Source organism: Streptomyces sp. HP-A2021, from assembly GCF_022807935.1.
In the GTDB taxonomy this organism is placed as follows: domain Bacteria; phylum Actinomycetota; class Actinomycetes; order Streptomycetales; family Streptomycetaceae; genus Streptomyces; species Streptomyces afghaniensis.
Window position 1 is genome coordinate 1,639,789 of record NZ_CP094344.1, and the last position, 20,228, is coordinate 1,660,016.

At 71.7% G+C, this 20,228-nt stretch carries 15 protein-coding genes and 1 pseudogene; 12 read left to right on the forward strand and 4 right to left on the reverse strand.

What is annotated here, in order from left to right; genetic code table 11:
- Window positions 1-158: 158 nt before the first annotated feature.
- Window positions 159-2,633 carry a ThuA domain-containing protein gene (locus tag MQE23_RS07435; protein ID WP_243378614.1) on the forward strand — a complete coding sequence of 825 codons (2,475 nt, stop codon included), beginning with the start codon at window positions 159-161 and terminating at the stop codon, window positions 2,631-2,633.
- Window positions 2,634-2,680: 47 nt separating this feature from the next.
- On the forward strand, window positions 2,681-4,822 hold the full coding sequence (locus MQE23_RS07440; protein ID WP_243382532.1) for a family 16 glycoside hydrolase: 2,142 nt from the start codon (window positions 2,681-2,683) through the stop codon (window positions 4,820-4,822).
- Here MQE23_RS07440 and ligD read toward each other — a convergent pair.
- Window positions 4,809-5,840, reverse strand: a complete 1,032-nt coding sequence (gene ligD / locus MQE23_RS07445) for a non-homologous end-joining DNA ligase (RefSeq protein WP_243378615.1) — start codon at window positions 5,838-5,840, stop codon at window positions 4,809-4,811. The two genes, MQE23_RS07440 and ligD, sit on opposite strands and share 14 nt — an antisense overlap.
- A gap of 74 nt (window positions 5,841-5,914) precedes the next feature.
- Here ligD and MQE23_RS07450 point away from each other — a divergent pair, with 74 nt between their 5' ends.
- On the forward strand, window positions 5,915-6,979 hold the full coding sequence (locus tag MQE23_RS07450; protein WP_020277730.1) for an ATP-dependent DNA ligase: 1,065 nt from the start codon (window positions 5,915-5,917) through the stop codon (window positions 6,977-6,979).
- A 16-nt stretch (window positions 6,980-6,995) separates the two neighbouring features.
- Here MQE23_RS07450 and MQE23_RS07455 read toward each other — a convergent pair whose 3' ends face one another.
- Window positions 6,996-8,186: a zinc-dependent alcohol dehydrogenase gene (locus MQE23_RS07455; protein ID WP_243378616.1), complete on the reverse strand. Its 1,191-nt coding sequence runs from the start codon at window positions 8,184-8,186 to the stop codon at window positions 6,996-6,998.
- Window positions 8,187-8,370: 184 nt separating this feature from the next.
- Between MQE23_RS07455 and MQE23_RS07460 the strand changes: the two genes are divergently transcribed.
- Window positions 8,371-9,384 (forward strand): DUF3048 domain-containing protein, encoded by a 1,014-nt coding sequence (locus MQE23_RS07460; protein WP_243378617.1) that lies wholly within the window; start codon window positions 8,371-8,373, stop codon window positions 9,382-9,384.
- Window positions 9,385-9,401: 17 nt separating this feature from the next.
- On the opposite strand, the gene MQE23_RS07465 is transcribed toward MQE23_RS07460, so the two are convergent.
- On the reverse strand, window positions 9,402-9,866 hold the full coding sequence (locus tag MQE23_RS07465; RefSeq protein ID WP_243378618.1) for a MarR family transcriptional regulator: 465 nt from the start codon (window positions 9,864-9,866) through the stop codon (window positions 9,402-9,404).
- A 207-nt stretch (window positions 9,867-10,073) separates the two neighbouring features.
- On the opposite strand from MQE23_RS07465, the gene MQE23_RS07470 reads away from it, so the two are divergent.
- The 8 genes from MQE23_RS07470 to MQE23_RS07505 all read left to right on the forward strand — a co-directional run bounded on the left by MQE23_RS07470 (window position 10,074) and on the right by MQE23_RS07505 (window position 17,341).
- Entirely contained in the window at window positions 10,074-10,829 is a 756-nt protein-coding gene (locus MQE23_RS07470) for a CoA transferase subunit A (protein WP_243378619.1), read from the forward strand.
- Entirely contained in the window at window positions 10,829-11,473 is a 645-nt protein-coding gene (locus MQE23_RS07475) for a CoA transferase subunit B (protein ID WP_020277735.1), read from the forward strand. Before MQE23_RS07470 ends, MQE23_RS07475 begins: the two co-directional genes overlap by 1 nt.
- Window positions 11,470-12,672: a thiolase family protein gene (locus MQE23_RS07480; protein ID WP_020277736.1), complete on the forward strand. Its 1,203-nt coding sequence runs from the start codon at window positions 11,470-11,472 to the stop codon at window positions 12,670-12,672. The genes MQE23_RS07475 and MQE23_RS07480 overlap by 4 nt, the downstream gene beginning before the upstream one ends.
- 17 nt (window positions 12,673-12,689) lie before the next feature.
- Window positions 12,690-13,463, forward strand: a complete 774-nt coding sequence (pcaH, locus tag MQE23_RS07485; protein ID WP_020277737.1) for a protocatechuate 3,4-dioxygenase subunit beta — start codon at window positions 12,690-12,692, stop codon at window positions 13,461-13,463.
- Between the two features lie 6 nt (window positions 13,464-13,469).
- Entirely contained in the window at window positions 13,470-14,075 is a 606-nt protein-coding gene (gene pcaG / locus MQE23_RS07490; protein ID WP_020277738.1) for a protocatechuate 3,4-dioxygenase subunit alpha, read from the forward strand.
- The gene (gene pcaB, locus MQE23_RS07495; protein ID WP_243378620.1) at window positions 14,072-15,367 is read left to right on the forward strand and encodes a 3-carboxy-cis,cis-muconate cycloisomerase; all 1,296 of its coding nucleotides are present in this window, start codon (window positions 14,072-14,074) and stop codon (window positions 15,365-15,367) included. The genes pcaG and pcaB overlap by 4 nt, the downstream gene beginning before the upstream one ends.
- A complete protein-coding gene (gene pcaD, locus MQE23_RS07500; RefSeq protein WP_020277740.1) occupies window positions 15,364-16,485 on the forward strand; it encodes a 3-oxoadipate enol-lactonase in 1,122 nt (373 codons plus the stop codon). Before pcaB ends, pcaD begins: the two co-directional genes overlap by 4 nt.
- A gap of 64 nt (window positions 16,486-16,549) precedes the next feature.
- Entirely contained in the window at window positions 16,550-17,341 is a 792-nt protein-coding gene (locus tag MQE23_RS07505) for an SDR family NAD(P)-dependent oxidoreductase (RefSeq protein WP_243378621.1), read from the forward strand.
- A 1-nt stretch (window position 17,342) separates the two neighbouring features.
- Here MQE23_RS07505 and MQE23_RS07510 read toward each other — a convergent pair.
- Window positions 17,343-20,104: pseudogene (locus MQE23_RS07510) on the reverse strand (AAA family ATPase).
- Between the last annotated feature and the right edge of the window lie 124 nt (window positions 20,105-20,228).

Below are 20,228 nucleotides of genomic sequence, written 5' to 3' on the forward strand. Positions count from 1 at the left end.
GGAGACGTACCTGTGATGAACCTGTGAGACGGTACCGGTCGCGCTCCCGTTTATCCACACTCAAGACAAAGTTGGGGCCATCACGGTCATAGGTATTGGCGAGCCGTGCAAAGGGGTTTAGCTTCCTTGGCGGTGTTGCTGTGACCGAGGAGGTGCCCATGCACTTACGAGGGTTGAGCAAGGGAAGACGTGTCTGGGCGGCCTCCGCGGCCGCCGGGGTTGTGACCGCCGGACTGCTGGCCGGGCCCGCTCACGCGGGCCCGTATCCAGAACCCCCGCTGACAACGATGTCGATCAAGTCGCCGCCGGGCGGCGCGAATGTACGGGTGCTGATCTTCCACGGTTCCGCGGCGGCCGGGGAGGAGTCGCCGGTCGTGAACGCCGGGATCGAGGCCATCGAGGACATCGGGCTGTCGGGACCGGCGAACCGCCGCTTCACCGTGCAGGCCACCGACGACGCCTCGGTGTTCACCAACGAGAAGAAGCTCGGGCGCTTCAACGCGATCGTGTTCCTGACCGGCGGGGGCGATGTCCTCGACGCCGAGCAGGAGGCGGGCCTGGAGGCCTACATGGAGGCCGGCGGCGGGTTCGTCGGCATCCATGACGCGGCGCGCGCCGAGCCGTACTCGGACTGGTTCACCGGACTGGTGGGTACCCGCCCGGCCGTGTCGAGCCCTGCGGCCGTCCAGCGCGCGACCGTCGAGGCCGGAGACCGCCGGCACCCTGCCACCAAGGACGTGCCGGTGCAGTGGAAGCGTCCCGACAAGTGGCTGAACTGGGCGAAGAACCCGTCGGGTGACGTCCATACGGTGGCCCGGGTCAGGGAATCGACCTACCAGCCGGGTGCGGGCGCCAACGGCTGGGATCACCCGGTGAGTTGGTGCCGTGACTACGACGGTGGCCGCTCCTTCTACACCGGCATGGGCGGCACGGTGTCGTCGTACGACGAAACCGACTTCCGGGCCCATCTGCGCGGCGCGCTGATGTGGACGACGCGCCTGGAGCAGGCCGACTGCAAGGCGACCATCAACGCCAACTACGCGGCGGAGCGGCTGACCAAGCCCAATCAGCCGGGGCAGAACGACCAGATCGGCGAGCCGCACGGGCTGGTCACCGCGCCCGACGGCCGGGTGTTCTACATCGGCCGGGGCGGCGCCGACTCCTCGCAGCCCGTGGTGACCGACTGGAACAACCCCGACATCGGCAAGGGCAAGGGCGAGATCCACGTCTACGACCCGAAGACCAAGCAGGTCACGCTCGCCGGAGCGCTCACCGTCTTCGGCAACAAGGGCGGCGGCGACGAACTGGTCAAGGTCGAGGAGGGCCTGCTCGGGATCGAGCTGGACCCGAAGTTCGAGCAGAACGGCTGGGTGTACCTGCACTACACGCCGCACTCGCAGATCAACCGGGACACGCGGATGGCCGAGCGGCGCGTCTCGCGCTTCACCCTCGACCAGGCGACGAACAAGCTGGACCTGGGCAGCGAGAAGGTGCTGCTGAAGTGGCCGGTGCAGATCCACAGTTGCTGCCACTCGGGCGGCGGGATGGCCTGGGACTCCGAGGGCAACCTGTACATCGCCACCGGTGACAACAACTCCAGTGGGTTCAGCGGCGGTTACTCGGGCAACAACCCGCAGCCCAACTACAAGGGCGTCTCCTTCGCGGACGCGCGCCGCACGGCCGGCAACACCAACAACCTCAACGGCAAGATCCTGCGCGTCCACCCGGAGCCGGACGGGACGTACACACTCCCCGAGGGCAACCTCTTCACCGGGAAGGAGACCGACGAGGGCGGCGGCAAGACGCGCGGCGAGATCTATGTGATGGGCGTCCGAAACCCTGCCCGTATCTTCGTCGACAAGTCGACCGACGTGCTGTACGCGGGCTGGGTCGGCCCGGACGCGAGCGCGCCCTCGACGACCTGGGGTCCGGCCAAGTACGACACGTTCGCCGCCATCACCAAGGCGGGCAACCGGGGCTGGCCGTACTGCATGGGCAACAAGCAGCCCTACCGGGACCGCAATCTGCCGGATCCGTCCCAGCCGCTCGGCTGGTACGACTGCGACCGCCCGAAGAACGAGTCGCCGAACAACGACGGTCTGGTCAACCTGCCGCCGGTCACCGGCAACAACATCTGGTACTCGCCGCAGGGCGGCGCGCCGGACTACCCGCGGGACGCGAACGGCGTCCCGTCGTACAAGCCGGAGGAGGCCACGTACCGGCTGCCCTGGCTGAAGGGCGGCGGGCAGGCCGCGATGAACGGGCCGGTCTACCGGTACGACAGTGACAGCACGAGCACCACCAAGTGGCCTGCCTACTGGGACGGCAAGTGGTTCGTCGGTGACTTCTACGACGCCGACCAGCCGCGCAACGCGGTGCTCATGGACCCGAAGACGCAAGGGGACGGCGGTCTGCCGGTGCACTCGGAGTCGCTGAAGAAGATCGTGCCGGTCGGCAACGACGGGATCAAGAACCTCATGGACTGGAAGTTCGGTCCGGACGGTGCGCTGTACGTGCTCGACTACGGGCGCGGCTTCTTCACCTCTGACTCCAAGTCGGCCCTGTGGCGGGTCACCTACAAGGGCGGCGGGCCGACGCCGGCCGCCGGTCAGCTGGCGAGGGGGACCGAGTGATCCGGCAACGAAGAATCTGGGCCGCCCTGCTGGCCGCCCTGCTCGTGATGCTCGGCGTGCAGGCGATGCCGGCGGCCGGGCAGACCAAGGCGCAGGCCGCCGAACAGGTCCTCACCTGGACGGCCGGCAACGACATCGACAAGTACCTCTCGGCGCCGAAGACAGCGGTCGCCGGCACCGCGACGATCGTGTTCGAGAACAGCGTGGCCACCGGCAACACCACGGGCATGCCGCACACGCTGACGTTCGTGACCAGCGATCCCGAGTTCAACAACGACGTGCAGCTCAACATCCTGGCCAATCCGAACGACGCCCAGGGCGGCAAGCACACCGCCCAGGTCACGCTCACACCCGGCCGGTACTTCTACCACTGCACCATCCCCGGCCACGGCCAGATGCAGGGCATCCTGGTGGTGACCGAGGGCACCGGCGAGGACACCACCGCGCCCGAGGCGTCGGCGCACGTGAGCGGCACGCAGAACACTCAGGGTGAGTACGTCGGTTCGGCGAGCGTGGCCCTCCACGCCACCGACGAGGGCGGCTCCGGCGTCGAGAAGATCGAGTACGCGATCGGCGACGCGGGCGCCTGGCAGCCGTACACCGCGCCGGTCGTCGTCGACCAGGTGGGCGCCCACAAGGTCCGCTATCGCGCCTTCGACAAGGCGGGCAACGTCTCCGCAGAGAAGAGCACCGAGTTCACGGTGGTGGCGCCGCAGTCGGACGACACGACCGCGCCGGAGACCTCGGCGACGGTGAGCGGTGAGCGCAACCCGGACGGGGCGTACATCGACATGGCGACCGTCACCGTCTCCGCGTCCGACACGGGCTCCGGGGTCAACACGATCGAGTACGCGGTCGGCTCCGGTGCCTGGCAGCCGTACACGGCGCCCGTGATGGTGCACCAGGTGGGCGCGCACACCGTCCGCTACCGCGCCACCGACAAGGCGGGCAACGTGGCGGCCGAGAAGAGCGTGCAGTTCACGGTCGTCGCGGCTCCGCCGCAGGACACCACCCCGCCGGTGACGGGCGTGACCGTGGACGGCACGAAGAACTCCGCCGGGGCGTACGTCAACAGCGCCCGGGTGACCGTCACGGCGACCGACGAGCACGGCTCGGGCGTCGAGAAGATCGAGTACTCGCTGGACGGCGGGCCGTACCTGGCGTACACGGCTCCGGTCGTGGTCGACCGGGCGGGCGCGCACACCGTGGCGTACCGGGCGACCGACAAGGCCGGCAACACCTCGGCGGCGCGTACGGTGACCTTCACGGTCGTCTCCGGGCAGGTCCCGGCGCCGAACTGCCCGGAGTACGACGAGCGGCTGACGGTGATCGTCGGCGAGGTCGACTCCGGCGTGCGCAACCGGGTCACCGACAACCGCTGCCGGATCGGCGAGCTGATCGAGGACGAGAAGGAGTGGACGTCCCACGCGCTGTTCCTCAAGCACGTGACGTCCGTCCTCGACGCGCTGCTGAAGGAGGGCGTGATCGACCAGCGCGAGTACACCGCCATCCGCAAGGCCGCCCGCCAGTCGGGCATCGGCAAGCCGGGGCAGACCGAGGGCTACCGGGCGCTCTTCGACGGCAGTGCCGAGTCGTTCGCCAAGTGGCAGCAGGTGGGCGGTGGTTCGTTCGCGCTGAACCCCGACAGGACGATCACCTCCAGCACCACCACGCCGGGCATGGGCATGTTGTGGTTCCCGCAGCGCAAGTACGGCGACTTCTCGCTGCGGCTCCAGTGGCGCGACGACGCTCCCGGCACGGGCAACGCCAACTCGGGCGTCTTCGTACGCTTCCCGTGGGTCCACGACCACCCGGAGGAGTCCCGCCCGGAGTGGGTCGCCATCAAGTACGGGCACGAGGTGCAGGTGCTCGACCGGCCCGACGGCGACATGTACAAGACGGGTTCGGTCTACGGGTTCGACCGCGTGGGCCTCGCCGGTGCCGGCGTGACGCAGAAGGGCACCTGGAACGACTACGAGATCCGCGTGGAGGGCCAGCACTACTCGGTGTTCCGCAACGGCGTGCTGATCAACGAGTTCGACAACACCGGCGGCCAGGAGTTCAGCCCGCCCCGCTCGGACGACCCGGGCACGGACGGGCGGCGGTTCGCCTCCGGCTACATCGGGCTCCAGGTGCACGGCACGACGGACGTGGTCTCGTACCGCGACATCCGGATCAAGGAGTTGTAGGCCCGCCGGGCGTCTTCCTGGCCCTGCTCGGCTGTACCCGTCTGGGTTCCCCCGGCATCTTCGGATACTCGGGCGGGTACGGCAGGTCTCCCAGCCCGTGGTCGTGTTCGTCGCGGCGGGCGAGGTCGAGCAGGGACTCCAGGGAGTAGCGCTGGTCGTCCATGCCCGCGTGCACGTCGCCGAGTTCGGCGAAGCGCGCGGGCATGGTCGCGAGGTCGAAGTCCTGGGGGTGAGCGACTCCCACCTCGTCCCAGCGCAGGGGCGCCGAGACGGGGGCGTGCGGGCGGGGGCGTACCGAGTAGGCGGAGGCGATAGTACGGTCGCGTGCCGTCTGGTTGTAGTCGACGAAGATGCGCTTGCCCCGCTCCTCCTTCCACCACTTGATGGTGACCTGCTCCGGCATCCGCCGCTCCATCTCCCGGCCGACGGCGATGGCGGCGCGCCGGACCTGGGTGAAGGTCCAGCGGGGTTCGATGGGCACGAAGACGTGCAGGCCCCGGCCGCCGGAGGTCTTGGGGAAGCCGCGCAGTCCGCCGAACTCGTCGAGCACCGCCCGCAGTTCGTGGGCGGCGCGGACGGCGTCCTGGTAGTCGGTGCCGGGCTGCGGGTCGAGGTCGATGCGGAGTTCGTCCGGGCGGTCGACGTCGTCGCGGCGGACCGGCCAGGGGTGGAAGGTGAGCGTGCCGAACTGGGCTGCCCACACCACGGCACCGACCTCGGTGGGGCACATCTCGTCGGCGCTGCGGCCGCTGGGGAAGGTGATGTGGGCGGTCGGGATCCAGTCGGGCATGTTCTTCGGGGCCCGCTTCTGGAAGAAGTTCTCGCCGGTGACGCCCTCGGGGTAGCGCTCCAGGGTGGTGGGACGGTCGCGCAGGGCGCGCAGGATGCCGGGGCCGACGGCCAGGTAGTAGCGGGCGAGGTCCAGCTTGGTGAAGCCCCGCTCCGGAAAGAACACCTTGTCCGGGCTGGACAGCCGTACGGTCCGGCCGCCGACCTCCAGTTCCACCGCGTCACCCATGCGAGCCACGGTAGGCGCACCCCGCATACCCCGCACATCGGGCGTGCTCTGGCGTCTGGGCGCAAAATCAGAGCATGGACCTGCCCGTGATGCCCCCTGTGCTGCCGATGCTCGCCAAGTCCGTGGCGACGATCCCCTCGGGCATGCAGTACGAGGCGAAGTGGGACGGGTTCCGGGCGATCGTCTTTCGCGACGGGGACGAGGTCGAGCTCGGAAGTCGTACCGGAAAGCCTTTGACCAGGTATTTCCCCGAGCTGGTGACGGCCGTGCGGGAGCGGTTGCCGGAGCGCTCGGTGGTGGACGGGGAGATCGTGATCGCCCGGGAGGGGCATCTGGACTTCGACGCGCTGACGGAGCGGATCCACCCGGCGGACTCGCGGGTGCGGATGCTGGCCGAGCGGACACCGGCCTCGTTCGTCGCCTTCGATCTGCTGGCACTGGGGGACGAGTCGCTGATGGACGCCCCGCTGACGGACCGGCGGGAGCTGCTGGACCGGGAACTGTCGGGGGTGACCGCGCCGGTGCACCTGGCTCCGGCGACCACGGACATCGAGGTGGCGCGCAGCTGGTTCGAGCAGTACGAGGGGGCGGGTCTGGACGGGGTCGTCGCCAAGCCGCTGACCGTGCGCTACCGCCCGGACGAGCGCGCCATGTTCAAGATCAAGCACGAGCGGACGGCGGACGTGGTCGTCGCCGGATACCGCCTGCACAAGAGCGGCCCCGTGGTGGGCTCGCTGCTGCTCGGTCTCTACGACGACCGGGGCACCCTCCAGCACGTGGGCGTGTCCGCCGCCTTCCCGATGAAGCGGCGCGCCGAGCTGGTGGAGGAGCTGGAGCCGCTGCGCATGGACGATGTCCAGGGGCATCCGTGGGCGGCCTGGTCCGAGGAGGCGGCGCACGAGACGGCACGGCTGCCCGGCGCGCCCAGCCGCTGGTCGGCCAAGAAGGACCTGTCGTGGGTGCCGCTGCGGCCGGAGCGGGTGGCCGAGGTGGCGTACGACCACATGGAGAACGGTCAGCGCTTCCGGCACACCGCCCGTTTCCGCCGCTGGCGCCCGGACCGGACCCCGGAGAGCTGCACGTACGCGCAGCTTCAGGAGCCGGTCCGCTACGACCTGGCGGAGATCCTGGGCGCGTAGCGCGCACACGGACCGGTCAGGGCTGCATCAGCACCTTGACCGCGCCGTCCTGCTTGCGCTGGAACATCTCGTACGCGTGCGGGGCCTGAGACAGCGGCACCCGGTGGGTGGCGAAGTCCTCGACGCCGAGCGGGTCCTCGTCGGTCAGGTACGGGATGATGTCGTCGCTCCAGCGCCGGACGTTGGCCTGGCCCATCCGCATCTGGATCTGCTTGTCGAACAGGGTGAGCATCGGCATCGGGTCGGCCATGCCGCCGTAGACGCCGGACAGCGAGATGGTGCCGCCACGCCGGACCAGGTCGATGGCGGTGTAGAGGGCGGCGAGGCGGTCGATGCTGAATCGTTCGGCGAGCGGGCCGCTCAACTTGCGGGGCATGATCGCCGTGGCCTGCTGGGCGAGCTTGGCCGCCGCGCTGCCGTGGGCCTCGGTGCCGACCGCGTCGATCACGGCGTCGGGCCCGCGGCCGTCGGTCTCGTCGCGGATCGCCGCGACGAGTTCCTTCTCGTCGTCGAAGGACCTGAGGTCGTACGTCTCCACCCCGCGCGAGCGCGCCCGGCGCAGCCGCTCCGGGACCAGGTCCACGCCGAACACCCGACCGGCGCCCCGCACCTGGGCGACGCGGCAGGCCATGTCGCCGATGGGTCCGAGGCCGAGCACGGCGATGCTGCCGCCCTGCGGGACGTCGGCGTAGGCGACCGCCTGCCAGGCGGTGGGCAGGACGTCGGAGAGATAGACGAAACGGTCGTCGGGCGGGCCTTCCGGCACCTTGATCGGCCCGTACTGCGCCTGTGGGACGCGCAGGTACTCGGCCTGGGCGCCCGGTACCGAGCCGTACAGGCGGGTGTAGCCGAACAGCGCGGCGCCCATGCCCTCGCCGTGCACCTGGGTGGTCTCGCACTGGGTGGGCAGGCCGGTCAGGCACATCCAGCAGTTGCCGCAGGCGATCTGGAACGGCACCACGATCCGGTCCCCCGCCTGGAGGTCCGGGACGCCGGCGCCGACCTCCTCGACGATGCCGATGGGTTCGTGGCCGAGGATGTCCCCGGGTGTCATGAACGGCGTGAGCACTTCGTACAGGTGCAGGTCCGAACCGCACAGCCCGGTGGACGTCACGCGGATGACCGCGTCCGTCGGTTCCCGGATCTCCGGATCGGGCACCGTCTCCACCCGGACGTCCCGCTTGCCCTGCCAGGTCACAGCCCTCATCGCCTCGCGCTCCCTCCGTCAGCGTGCGCGTCGGTCGGCCGGTCGGTCAGTCGGCGACGCCCGGGTACCCGGGCGGATCCGCGCTGAACCTTGAGCCGATCGACGGACGAAGCGAAGACCCTCCGCCAAAATCGATCGGGTATGGCCATCGGTGGACATATAAGTGCACAATCAAGACAAATCGATGACATGGAGCCCGGTGGCGACGGTGGGCAGGGAACGAGGGGCGCGCGGACGGCGCGCCGCGACGACAGCGGCGCTGCTGGCCGCCACGGTGACGGCCGCCCTGGCCGCGGGCTGCACCGGCGGGGGCGCTCCCGGCGACGACGGACGGGGCACCTCCAGGCAGTCGGAGCCGGGCACATCCCCCTCGGCGACCGGCTCCTCCGTGCTGGCCGTCAAGCTCGACAACGCCGCCGCGGCCCGGCCGCACACCGGCGTCGACGCCGCGGACGTGGTGTACGCGGAGCAGGTCGAGGGAGGGCTGAGCCGGCTGATGGCGGTGTACGCGACGCGGCTGCCGAAGGAGGTCGGCCCGGTGCGCAGCGCACGCGAGTCGGATCTGGAGCTGCTGCGCCAGTTCGACCGGCCCATACTCGCCTTCTCCGGCGCGCAGAAGAAGCTCCTGCCGCTGATCGACAGGGCACCGCTGCGGGCGGAGACGCCGGACAGCGCCCCCGACGCCTTCTTCCGCGGCTCCGGCAAGCCCGCCCCGCACAACCTCTATCTGCGGCCCGAGCGGATCCTCCCCGAGGCCCCGGGCCCGGCCGCCCTGACCACCGGTTTCCGCTACGGCCCCGCCCCGGCCGGCGGCGGCACGGCAGCGACCTCGCAGACGGTGCGCTACCCGGCGGCCCGCTTCACCTTCACCTGGTCGGACTCCCGGGACCGCTGGCTGGTCGGCATGGACGGCGCCCCCGCCACGACGGCCGACGGGACGCGGATGGCGGCCGCGACGGTCGTGGTGCAGTACGTGAAGGTGCGCGAGTCCGCCTTCCGCGACTTCCTCGGCAACAACACGCCGTACACCGAGACGGTCGGCTCCGGGAAGGCCAGGGTGCTGCGCGACGGGCGGGCCTACGACGTGAACTGGAAGCGCGAGGACGCCTCGGACGGCACGGCGTTCACCACCGGCGACGGCATGCCGGTGAACTTCGCGAAGGGCCAGGTGTGGGTGGTGTACGCCAAGGCGTCCTGACGCGCGGGCCGCGCCCGTCAGCGGGGCGCCACCAGGGGCTCCCCCGGATTGCGCAGCCCCTCGGCCGCGTCCGCGACACGCCGGATGAGGTCGAAGAACACCGTCCGCTCCTCGGCGGTCAGCGGGGCGAGGAACACCTGGTTCATCCGGGCGGTGCGCACGGTCAGCTTGCGGTGGGTACGCACGCCCTCGTCCGTGAGACGCAGCAGGGAACGGCGGCCGTCCTCCGGGTCGCGGACCTTGTCGAGGAGTCCTCGCCGGCTGAGCCGGCTGATCACCTCGGCGATGGTCGACCGGTCCAGGCCCACCCGCTCCCCCACCGTGCGCTGGTCCAGCCCGGGCTCGTCGACGAGCGTGTTGAGGACCGCGTACTGGGGCGAGGTGATCTCCTCGGAGACCATCGTGTTCCACAGCAGGTAGTGCGCCTGCTGGAGCCGCCGGGCCAGGTGCCCCGGGTGGGTGGTGAGGTCCGCCGCCGCCATGTGCACCCCTCGCTCGTATTCATCGGTGTACTGAACAATACCCGGCCGCTCCTGGACTGTCTGCCGTCCGAACAAGGGATCACGGCCGGAAAAACCGAGGTCTTGACGCCCATCCGCCCCGATGGCAGCGTGAGAGCAGCTTCGCAGAAATACTCAGTGCCCTGACTAAAGCGTGTCGGGTCGCTCGGAAGAGATGGGGCTTCTCGGATGGACAAGGTGGTCGCCACAGCCCTTGAGGCGGTGGCCGACGTCCCGGACGGCGCGTCGCTCGCGGTGGGCGGTTTCGGGCTGAGCGGTGTGCCGAACGTGCTGATCGGGGCGCTGTACGAGCGCGGGGTGGCCGGGCTGTCGGTGGTCTCCAACAACTGCGGGGCGATGGAGTCGGGCCTGGCGGTGTTGCTGGCGGCGGGCCGGATCTCCCGGGTGACGGGGTCCTACATCGGTGCCAACAAGGAGTTCGCCCGGCAGTACCTGGCCGGTGAGCTGGAGGTCGAGCTGATCCCGCAGGGCACGCTGGCCGAGCGGCTCCGGGCCGGCGGCGCCGGCATCCCCGCCTTCTACACCCCGGCCGGAGTGGGCACGCAGGTCGCCGAGGGCGGGCTGCCGTGGCGCTACGACGGGCAGGGCGGGGTCGCGATCGCCTCCCCGGCGAAGGAGGTGCGGGAGTTCGGCGGCACGGAGTACGTGCTGGAGCACGGCATCCGCACCGACTTCGCCCTGGTCAGGGCCGCGAAGGGCGACCGGCACGGCAACCTGGTCTTCAACAAGTCCGCCCGGAACTTCAACCCGCTGGCCGCGATGGCCGGACGGGTCACGATCGCCGAGGTGGAGGAGCTGGTGGAGCCCGGCGAGATCGACCCGGACGCGGTGCATCTGCCCGGCATCTTCGTGCAGCGGGTGCTCGCGCTCACCCCTGAGCAGGCGACGGACAAGAAGATCGAGCAGCGGACGGTGAGGTCCTGATGGCCTGGACTCGCGAGGAGATGGCCGCACGGGCGGCACGGGAGCTGAGGGACGGCCAGTACGTCAATCTCGGCATCGGCCTGCCGACCCTCATCCCCAACTACCTGCCCGAGGGCGTCGAGGTCGTCCTCGAATCCGAGAACGGCATCCTGGGCACGGGTCCGTACCCCACCGAGGACGCCGTCGACCCTGACCTGATCAACGCCGGGAAGGAGACGGTCACCGTCCTGCCGGGCGCATCCTTCTTCGACTCCGCGCTGTCGTTCTCGATGATCCGGGGCGGGCACATCGACGTGGCGGTGCTCGGTGCCATGCAGGTGTCCGAGCGGGGCGACCTGGCCAACTGGGCGATCCCCGGCAAGCTGATCACCGGGATCGGCGGGGCGATGGACCTGGTGCACGGCGCCCGCACGGTCGTCGTCGTGATGACGCACACCGCCAAGGACGGCTCCCCGAAGATCCTCACCGAGTGCGCCCTGCCGCTGACCGGCAAGGGGTGCGTGAACCGGATCATCACCGACCTCGGCGTCCTGGACGTCACCGACGACGGGCTCGTCCTGGTCGAGACCGCGCCGGGTGTGACCGCCGCCGAGATCGTCGCCAGGACCGACGCCGAACTGACCGTGCCGGAGGGCGTGAAGTGAAGGACGTCTACATCGTCGACGCGGTCCGTACGCCGATCGGCCGCTACAACGGCGCACTGGCCGGCGTGCGCCCGGACGACCTGGCCGCGCACGCCGTCCGCGAGATCCTCGCCCGCACGCCGGAGTTGGATCCGGCGCGGATCGAGGACGTGTACTTCGGCAACGCCAACGGCGCCGGTGAGGAGAACCGCAACGTCGGCCGGATGGCCGCCCTGCTCGCGGGCCTGCCCACCTCCGTGCCGGGCGTGACCGTCAACCGGCTGTGCGCGTCAGGCCTGGAGGCCGTGATCCAGGCGGCCCGGGCCATCGCGCTCGGCGACGCGTCGATCGCACTGGCCGGCGGCGTCGAGTCGATGACCCGGGCGCCGTACGTCCTGCCGAAGAGCGACAAGCCCTTCCCGGCGGGGCACACCGAGCTGTACTCCACCACCCTCGGCTGGCGCATGGTCAACCCGCGTATGGAGCCGCAGTGGACCATCCCGCTGGGCGAGTCGGCCGAACTCATCGCCGACAAGCACAAGATCGGCCGGGAGCAGCAGGACGAGTTCGCCCTGCGCAGTCACGAGAAGGCCGCGGAGGCTCAGCGGGCCGGGTTCTTCGACGCCGAGTTGGCCTCTGTCGAGATTCCGCAGCGCAAGGGTGACCCGGTGGTCTTCGCCGCCGACGAGTGTGTCCGTCCGGATGCGTCCCTGGCGGCGATGGCCAGGCTGAAGCCGTCGTTCCGTACGGAGGGCGGGACGGTGACGGCGGGCAACGCGTCGCCGTTGAACGACGGTGCGGCGGCGCTGCTGCTGGTGGATGAGGAGGGGTTGAGGGCGACGGGGCGTGAGCCGCTCGCCCGCGTCCGCGCGACAGGTGTCTCCGCGACCGACCCGCACTACTTCGGACTCGCCCCTGTCGAGGCGGTGAACCGGGCTTTGACCAAGGCGGGCAGGGGGTTTGGCGACCTGTCCGTGCTGGAGCTGAACGAGGCGTTCGCCGCGCAGGTGCTGGGGTGTGTGGCCGAGTGGCCCGAGTTCGATCCCGCGATCCTCAATCCGCAGGGTGGTGCGATCGCCCTGGGGCATCCGCTCGGTGCGTCAGGCGCTCGGCTTGCCGGGACCGTTGCTCATCAGCTGGCCCGGCGTGGCGGCGGTGTCGGTGTCGCCACGCTTTGTATCGGGGTGGGCCAAGGCCTCGCCCTCGTCCTCGAACGTTGACGAAACGCAGGATCACGATGACTCTCACTCAGCACGACATCGACCAGGAGATCGCGGCCGAGCGCGCCGCGTACGAGAAGCGGCTCGCCGACGGCGGGCCCGTCGAGCATCAGCCGCGCCGCGACTACGCGCCGTACCGGTCCTCGGTGCTCCGGCACCCCAAGCAGCCGCCGGTCACGATCGACGTCAGCAAGGACCCGGAGCTGGTGGAGCTGGCCTCCCCGGCCTTCGGGGAGCGGGACATCACCGAGATCGACAACGACCTCACCCGGCAGCACGACGGCGAGCCGATCGGCGAGCGCATCACCGTCTCCGGGCGGCTGCTGGACCGCGACGGCCGCCCGGTCCGCGGCCAGCTCGTGGAGATCTGGCAGGCCAACTCGGCGGGCCGGTACGCCCATCAGCGTGAGCAGCACGACGCCCCGCTGGACCCGAACTTCACCGGCGTGGGCCGCACCCTCACCGACGACGAGGGCCGCTACCACTTCACCACCGTCCAGCCGGGCCCGTACCCGTGGCGACAGCACCTCAACGCGTGGCGGCCGGCGCACATCCACTTCTCGCTCTTCGGCACCGCGTTCACCCAGCGGCTCGTGACCCAGATGTACTTCCCGAGCGACCCGCTGTTCCCCTACGACCCGATCATCCAGTCCGTGACGGACGACGCGGCCCGGCAGCGGCTGGTCGCGACGTACGACCACGGCCTGTCGGTGCCGGAGTTCTCGATGGGCTACCACTGGGACATCGTGCTGGACGGCCCGAACGCCACCTGGATCGAAGAAGGGCGCTGACCTGCCATGACGAAGATCGACACCAGCAGGCCGGAGAGCGTGCTGCCCACCCCGTCGCACACCGTCGGCCCGTTCTACGGCCACGCCCTGCCGTTCCGGGGCGGCGAGGACATCGCGCCCCTCGGGCATCCGGACACCGTCACCCTGCACGGGTACGTCACCGACGGCGCGGGCGATCCGCTCCCCGACGCCCTGATCGAGCTGTGGGGCGCGGACCCGGACGGCAACCTGCCGACGGCGGACGGTTCGATGCGCCGCGACCCGGCGTCGGGCGGCTTCCTGGGGCGCAACGGCGTGGAGTTCACGGGCTGGGGACGTATCCAGACCGATGCGAACGGCCACTGGTACGCACGCACGCTGCGGCCCGGTGCGCGCGGTCGGAGCGCCCCGTACATCAGCGTGTGCGTCTTCGCGCGCGGGCTTCTCGTGCACCTGTACACCCGCATCTATCTGCCGGGCGACGACGCCGTGCTCACCGCCGATCCGCTGCTGTCCGGGCTGGAGGACGGGCGCCGCGACACGCTGATCGCCGTGGCGGAGGCGGCCGGGACGTACCGTTTCGACATCCGCCTTCAGGGCGAAGGCGAGACGGTCTTCCTGGAGTTCCAGTGACAACTGCCCGAGGTGACACCGGTCTGCTCGCCCCGGGGTGGGCAGACTCGGCGGCCGCGTCCGCCACGAGCGACCACGCGTATCTACGGGCGCTGTTCGACGCGGAGGCCGCGCTGACCCGGGCCCAGGCGGCGCTCGGGCTGGCCCCCGCCGAGGCGGCGACGGCGGTGACCGAGGCGGCCGACGCCGGCGCCTTCGACGTACGGTCCCTCGCCGAGCGGGCCCGCGCGGGCGGCAACCCCGTCATTCCCCTGGTCGCGGAGCTGACGAAGGCCGTCGGCGAGGAGTACGGCCCCTATGTCCACCGGGGGGCGACCAGCCAGGACATCATGGACACCGCGACGATGCTGGTCGCCGTGCGCACGCTGGACCTGGTCCTCGCCGATCTCGGCCGCACCGAGCAGGCGCTCGCCCGGCTGGCCGCCGAGCACCGTGACACCGCGATGCCGGGGCGGACACTCACCCAGCACGCCGTACCGACGACGTTCGGGCTGAAGGCGGCCGGATGGCGGGCGCTGGTCCTCGACGCGCGGGACCGGGTGAGGGCCGTGCGGGACTCACTGCCCGCCCAACTCGGTGGCGCGGCGGGCACATTGGCGGCCTTCGGGGCGTACGGCGCGAGCGATCCGGTGGCGCTGCCGACGGCCTACGCCCGTGAAATCGGCCTCCGCGCGCCCGATCTGCCCTGGCACACTCTGCGGACGCCCGTCGCCGATCTCGCCGGCTGTCTCGCCTTCACGGCGGGCGTGCTCGGCAAGCTCGCCGTGGACGTCCTCACCCTGTCGCGTACCGAGATCGCCGAGGTCGCGGAGGGCAGCGGCGGGGGTTCCTCGGCCATGCCGCACAAGTCCAATCCCGTACGGTCCACCCTCATCGCCTCCGCCGCGCGGCGGGCACCGCAGCTCGCGGCCACGCTGTACGGGTCGATGGCGGCGGAGGACGAGCGGCCGGCCGGGGCCTGGCACGCGGAGTGGGAGCCGCTGCGGGACCTGCTGCGGCTGGCCGGCGGGGCCGCCCGGGACGCCGTCGAGCTGGCGGAGGGGCTGCGGGTCCGGCCCGAGGTCATGCGCGAACACCTGGATCTCACCGGCGGGTTGATCGTCTCCGAGCGGCTGTCGGCCGAGCTGGCCCCGGTGCTGGGCCGCGCCCGCGCCAAGGAACTCCTCACCAGGCTGGCCGCCGAGGGGCGCCCGCCGGCCCAGGCGCCGGAACTGGCGGACGTCGACCTCGATCCCACCCACTACACCGGCTCCGCCGGAGCCCTCACCGACCGTGCTCTGGAGCGACGTTGACACTTCTCGCCCACCGTGCCGAAGGACCCTCTTCCGCACCCCCGCTGCTGCTCGGCCCTTCGCTCGGCACGTCGAACGCCCTGTGGGACAAGGTGGCGCCCGAGCTGTCGATCACCCATCGGGTCGTCCGCTGGGACCTGCCGGGACACGGCGGCTCGGCGGCCGGTCTCATCAAGGCGGGCGCGACGGTCGGTGACCTCGCCGACCTGGTACTGGCGCTCGCCGACTCGCTCGGCATCCAGCAGTTCGCGTACGCGGGTGTGTCGCTGGGCGGGGCGGTGGGGCTGCACCTGGCCGTCCACCGTCCGCAGCGGCTGTCGTCCCTCGCCGTGATCTGCTCCTCCGCGCACTTCAACGGGGCGAAGCCCTGGCAGGAGCGGGCCGCGCTGGTGCGGCGGGAAGGGCTGGCCGGGCTGGCGGAGAGTGCGGACGCGCGCTGGTTCACCTCCGGTTTCACCGTGCCGGAGCTGGTGGACGACCACCGGCGCGCCGACCCGGACGCGTACGCCGCCTGCTGTGACGCGCTCGCCGCGTTCGATCTGCGGGACCGGCTGCCCGAGATCGCCGTGCCGACGCTGCTCATCGCCGGACGGGACGATCCGGCGACGCCGCCCGCGCATCTGCGGGAGATCGCGGACGCGGTGCCGGGCGCTGCGCTCGTGGAGCTCCCGGGCGCCTCGCACCTGGCGCCCGCGCAGTGCCCGGAGGCGGTGCTGACCGCGCTGCGGGCACACTTCGGCGGGACCGCCGGACGCGGTATGGAGGTGCGGCGCGAGGTGCTCGGCGACGCGCACGTCGACCGGGCGCAGTCCCGGCAGACCCCGTTCACGGCACGCTTCCAGGACTTCATCTCGCGCTACGCCTGGGGCGAGATCTGGACCGACCCGACGCTGTCACGCCGCGAGCGCAGCATGATCACCCTCACCGCGCTGGTGGCGCACGGCCACTACGACGAACTGGCCATGCACGTCCGGGCGGCGCGCCGGGGCGGGCTCACCCCGGAGGAGATCGGCGCGGTACTGCTCCAGTGCGCGGTCTACTGCGGGGTGCCGGCGGCGAACTCGGCGTTCGCGACGGCCCAGCGGGTGCTGGCGGAGGAGGACGGCACGCCAGGGTGATCCTGCTGGTCGTAGGCTCGACGGCAGCTCGCTCCGGCCCGCCCGGCGTGCCTACGGTGGGAGCATGTCCACCATCCTGATCACCGGCGCCACCTCGGGGCTCGGCCGGTACATCGCCTTCGAACTCGTCCGCTTGGGGCATGTCGTCCTCGTCCACGGCCGGGACGCGGGCCGCACCGAGCGGCTGGCCGGGGAACTGCGCGCCGAGGGGGACGCCGAGGCGTTCGTCGCCGACCTGGCATCGCTGGCGCAGGTGCGCGAGCTGGCCGGGCACGTCGCCGACGCGCATCCCGAGCTCGACGTGCTGGTCAACAACGCGGGCGTGGGGTTCGGGACGCCCGGTGCGGGCCGTGAGCTGAGCGCCGACGGGCACGAGTTGCGGCTGGCGGTGAACTATCTGGCGCCGGTCGTGCTGACCCGGGCCCTGCTGCCGGTGCTGCGGGCGAACGCGCCGGCGCGGATCGTCAACGTCGGTTCGGCCGGTCAGGAACCCCTGGTCGCCGAGGACCCCGAGTTCACCCGCGGCTACGACGGCGTGTCGGCGTACTGCCGCAGCAAGTTCGCGCTCGCCGCGCACACCTTCGCGCTCGCCGGGGAACTGGACGGCACCGGCGTCTCGGTGAACGTGCTGCACCCGGCGACGTACATGGACACGGCGATGGTCCGCGAGGCGGACGTCACGCCGTGGAACACGGTCGCCGACGGGGCGGCCGGTGTGCTGGCCCTGGCCACGCGCGACCTGGGCAGCGGCCGGTACTACGACGGGACGAGCCCGGCACGGGCCCATGAGGCGGCGTACGACCCCCGGGTGCGCAGGCGGCTCGCGGCGGTGACCGAGCAGTTGCTCGGCGCCTGAGCTACCCGGCTCCGGCGCCCGCCTTCAGCGCCGCCCGCGCCCGTGCCGCCAGCCCGTCCGCGCCGCAGGAGACCGCCAGGCCGAGGCCGCGGTCGAGGTCGGCGGCCGAGCGGGCGGCGATGCCGTACTCGATGCGGGCCGCCGCGTGCTCGTACTGGCAGGGCGAGGACTCCAGGTAGGTGACGGCCTGGGCGGCGAGGCGGACCGCACGCTGGCCGGTCTCCAGGGCGGCGGCGCAGCGCAGGGCCTCCCCTATGGCGGTGTCCGTACCGAAACGCTCGGCCCGGCGGCGGACGTCGACGGCGAGCCGGGCGGCACGGGCCGGGTCCTCGGTGGCCAGGGCCCGGGCGAGGTCGCCCGCCCAGGGGACGAGCACGGGGTTGTGGTGCCCGCGCGCTGCCGCCGCCTTCTCGGCGGCCTCCAGTTCGTTGACGCCGTCCTTGGTGCGGCCGACGGCCAGCAGCAGCCGGCCGCGCACCGAGCGCGGGTCCGGCAGCACGATGGTGGACGGGTAGGGCGGGGCGAAGCCGTACCGTTCGGCGACCTCCCAGGCCTCCTCGACATGGCCGCGGGCGAGCAGTGTGTCGACGAGGTTGCAGGTCGCGGACCAGTACAGGCGACCTCCCAGGCCTCCTCGACATGGCCGCGGGCGAGCAGTGTGTCGACGAGGTTGCAGGTCGCGGACCAGTACAGAGGAAGGCGGCGGCCGACGCGCTCGGCGAGGCGCAGCGACTCGCGCAAGGACTCCTCCGCCTCCTTCAGCCGGCCCCGCCTGCGGTGGCCGAGCCCGACGTAGGCGTGGGCCAGGGCGAGGTGGCCGCCGCTCCAGCCGGCGGTCTCGTAGGCGCGCAGGGCCTCGTTGTAGAGGGTCTCGGCGCGGTCGAGGCGGTCGGTGAAGGCGTACGCGTTGGCCAGCATCAGGAGCAGTTCGATGCCCCACTCGGTGTCGGTCCAGCCGAGCCCCGGGGCCAGCCGGCCGTTGACGAGGGCGCGGTCGCACAGTTCGACGACCTCCTCGGCGTTCTCGCCGTGCATCAGGGCGTCGAAGCCGCGCAGGATGAGCAGGGCGCGTTCGGAGTTGTCCCGGCCGGTGCAGGTGCGGGCGAGGTCGGCGAGCCGCCGGGAGCGGTCGGGTGAGGTGGCCTCGCCGGCGTGGATGCCCTCCCACATGAAGTGCACGGCCTGGAGCCGCATCCGGGCGGGGCCGGGCTGGAGCCGGGCGGCCTCCGCCTCGACCGTGCGGACGGCCTCCTCCAGCTGGTCGTTGTGGAGCAGCGCCTGGGAGAGCCGGAAGACGGCGTCCACCCGCTTGTCGCCGTCGAGGCCGGGCATGCCGAGCGCGGCCCGCAACTGGCTGATGGTGCGGGCTGGCGCGGTGAGGAAGGTGGCCTCGGCCAGTTCGTACAGCACGTGCGGGTGCGTCTCGGGCCGGGGCGGCTCCTTCAGGGCGCGCTCCAGGCAGCGGCGGGCCGCGTCGGGTGCGCCGACGGCGAGGTGCTCGCGGGCGGCCTCGCGCAGTTGCCCGACGAGTTCCTCGTCGTCGTCCGGGTGGACTTCGAGGAGGTGCCGGGCGGCGGCAGCGGCGCCGTGTCCCTCGTCGGCGACGATGCGGGCGGCGATACCGTGCATGGCGGTGCACAGGGCGTCGGGGATCGAGTTGTAGACGGCGGTGGCGATCAGCGGGTGGACGAACTCCAGATCGCCTTCGGCTGTGCGGCCGGTCGCGGGGTCGGGGGCGGTGAGGATGCGGGCGGTGCGCAGCAGTTCGGCGCAGCGGCGGGCCACGTCGGGCTTGAGGGTGGCGAGCTTGGCGACCAGGTCGATGGAGATGCCGGTGCCGAGGATGGCGGCGGCCCAGGCGAACCTGGTGGCGTCGATGCCGAGTTCCTCCAGGCGGGCGACGAGGCCGCCGCCGCGGGCCGAGCGGTTCAGCTCGCGCAGTTCGCCGGCGCGGGCCTCGACCGGTTCGAGTTCGCTGTCCTGCACCTTGGCGAGGAGTTCGACGGTGTCGTAGGGATTGCCGGCGGTGACGGCCCAGACCTCGCGGCAGAACGCGGCGTCGGCGTGTTCGCCGAGGGTGGCGCGGGTGAGTCCGGCCGTGGCGTCCGGGGTGAGGGCGCTCAGGGTCGTGGCGGGGCCGTCCGCGGCGGCGGCGACGGTGTCGAGGAGACGGGCGCTCGTGCCGGAGACCTCGCCCGGGCGGCGGGTGACCACGACCAGGACGGACATCTCGTCGCGGCGTTCGGCCAGCGCGGCGAGCCAGTGCAGGGTCTCCTGGTCGGCCCAGTGGGCGTCGTCGATGAGCAGCACCAGCGGCCAGTCCCGGCGGGAGAGCCGGCGCACGGCGGCGACCAGGCCGTCGCACACGCCCTGCGGGTCGGCCTGCCGGTCGCCGGGGTCCGCGATGCCGAGGGCGGGCCCGGCGATGTCGTACCAGTCGCCGAGGTACTCGCGGGCCTCCTCCGGCAGCATCGACAGCAGCGCCGGTTGCAGTAACTGCCGTACGACGTTGAAGGGGACCGACCTGAGGGTCTCGCCGCCGCGTGCCGACCAGACCTGGCAGCCGTGTGCCTCGGCGATGCGGCGGGTTTCGGCCAGCAGCGCGGTCTTGCCGAGCCCGGCCTCGCCGCGGAAGACCAGCAGCCCGCCGGACGAGGAGCGGTCCGCGCACAGGCTGTCGACCGCCCGCGCGACGGCGGCGACTTCCTCGTCGCGCTCCCACAGGGAAGCCGAGGCGGCGGCCGTGGGCCGTACCTCCGTCATCCCGCTACCTCCCGAAGTCGCCCGAACGACGTACAGACGTCGAGCGTAGCCGTCCGATTGCCTGAGTGGAGGATGGACGGGGCACCTGTTGCCGTGACGGGTGACACCGGGTGCGATCGGACGA

Bases quoted from the DNA above. Each gene is read 5' to 3' on its own strand.
- ligD (WP_243378615.1), bottom strand. From the start codon at position 5,840: ATGGGTGACGCGGTGGAACTGGAGGTCGGCGGCCGGACCGTACGGCTG.
- MQE23_RS07505 (WP_243378621.1), top strand. From the start codon at position 16,550: ATGTCCACCATCCTGATCACCGGCGCCACCTCGGGGCTCGGCCGGTAC.
- MQE23_RS07465 (WP_243378618.1), bottom strand. From the start codon at position 9,866: ATGGCGGCGGCGGACCTCACCACCCACCCGGGGCACCTGGCCCGGCGG.
- pcaG (WP_020277738.1), top strand. From the start codon at position 13,470: ATGACGAAGATCGACACCAGCAGGCCGGAGAGCGTGCTGCCCACCCCG.
- MQE23_RS07460 (WP_243378617.1), top strand. From the start codon at position 8,371: ATGACATGGAGCCCGGTGGCGACGGTGGGCAGGGAACGAGGGGCGCGC.
- MQE23_RS07440 (WP_243382532.1), top strand. From the start codon at position 2,681: ATGCTCGGCGTGCAGGCGATGCCGGCGGCCGGGCAGACCAAGGCGCAG.
- pcaH (WP_020277737.1), top strand. From the start codon at position 12,690: ATGACTCTCACTCAGCACGACATCGACCAGGAGATCGCGGCCGAGCGC.
- MQE23_RS07470 (WP_243378619.1), top strand. From the start codon at position 10,074: ATGGACAAGGTGGTCGCCACAGCCCTTGAGGCGGTGGCCGACGTCCCG.
- MQE23_RS07435 (WP_243378614.1), top strand. From the start codon at position 159: ATGCACTTACGAGGGTTGAGCAAGGGAAGACGTGTCTGGGCGGCCTCC.
- MQE23_RS07455 (WP_243378616.1), bottom strand. From the start codon at position 8,186: ATGAGGGCTGTGACCTGGCAGGGCAAGCGGGACGTCCGGGTGGAGACG.
- MQE23_RS07475 (WP_020277735.1), top strand. From the start codon at position 10,829: ATGGCCTGGACTCGCGAGGAGATGGCCGCACGGGCGGCACGGGAGCTG.
- MQE23_RS07450 (WP_020277730.1), top strand. From the start codon at position 5,915: ATGGACCTGCCCGTGATGCCCCCTGTGCTGCCGATGCTCGCCAAGTCC.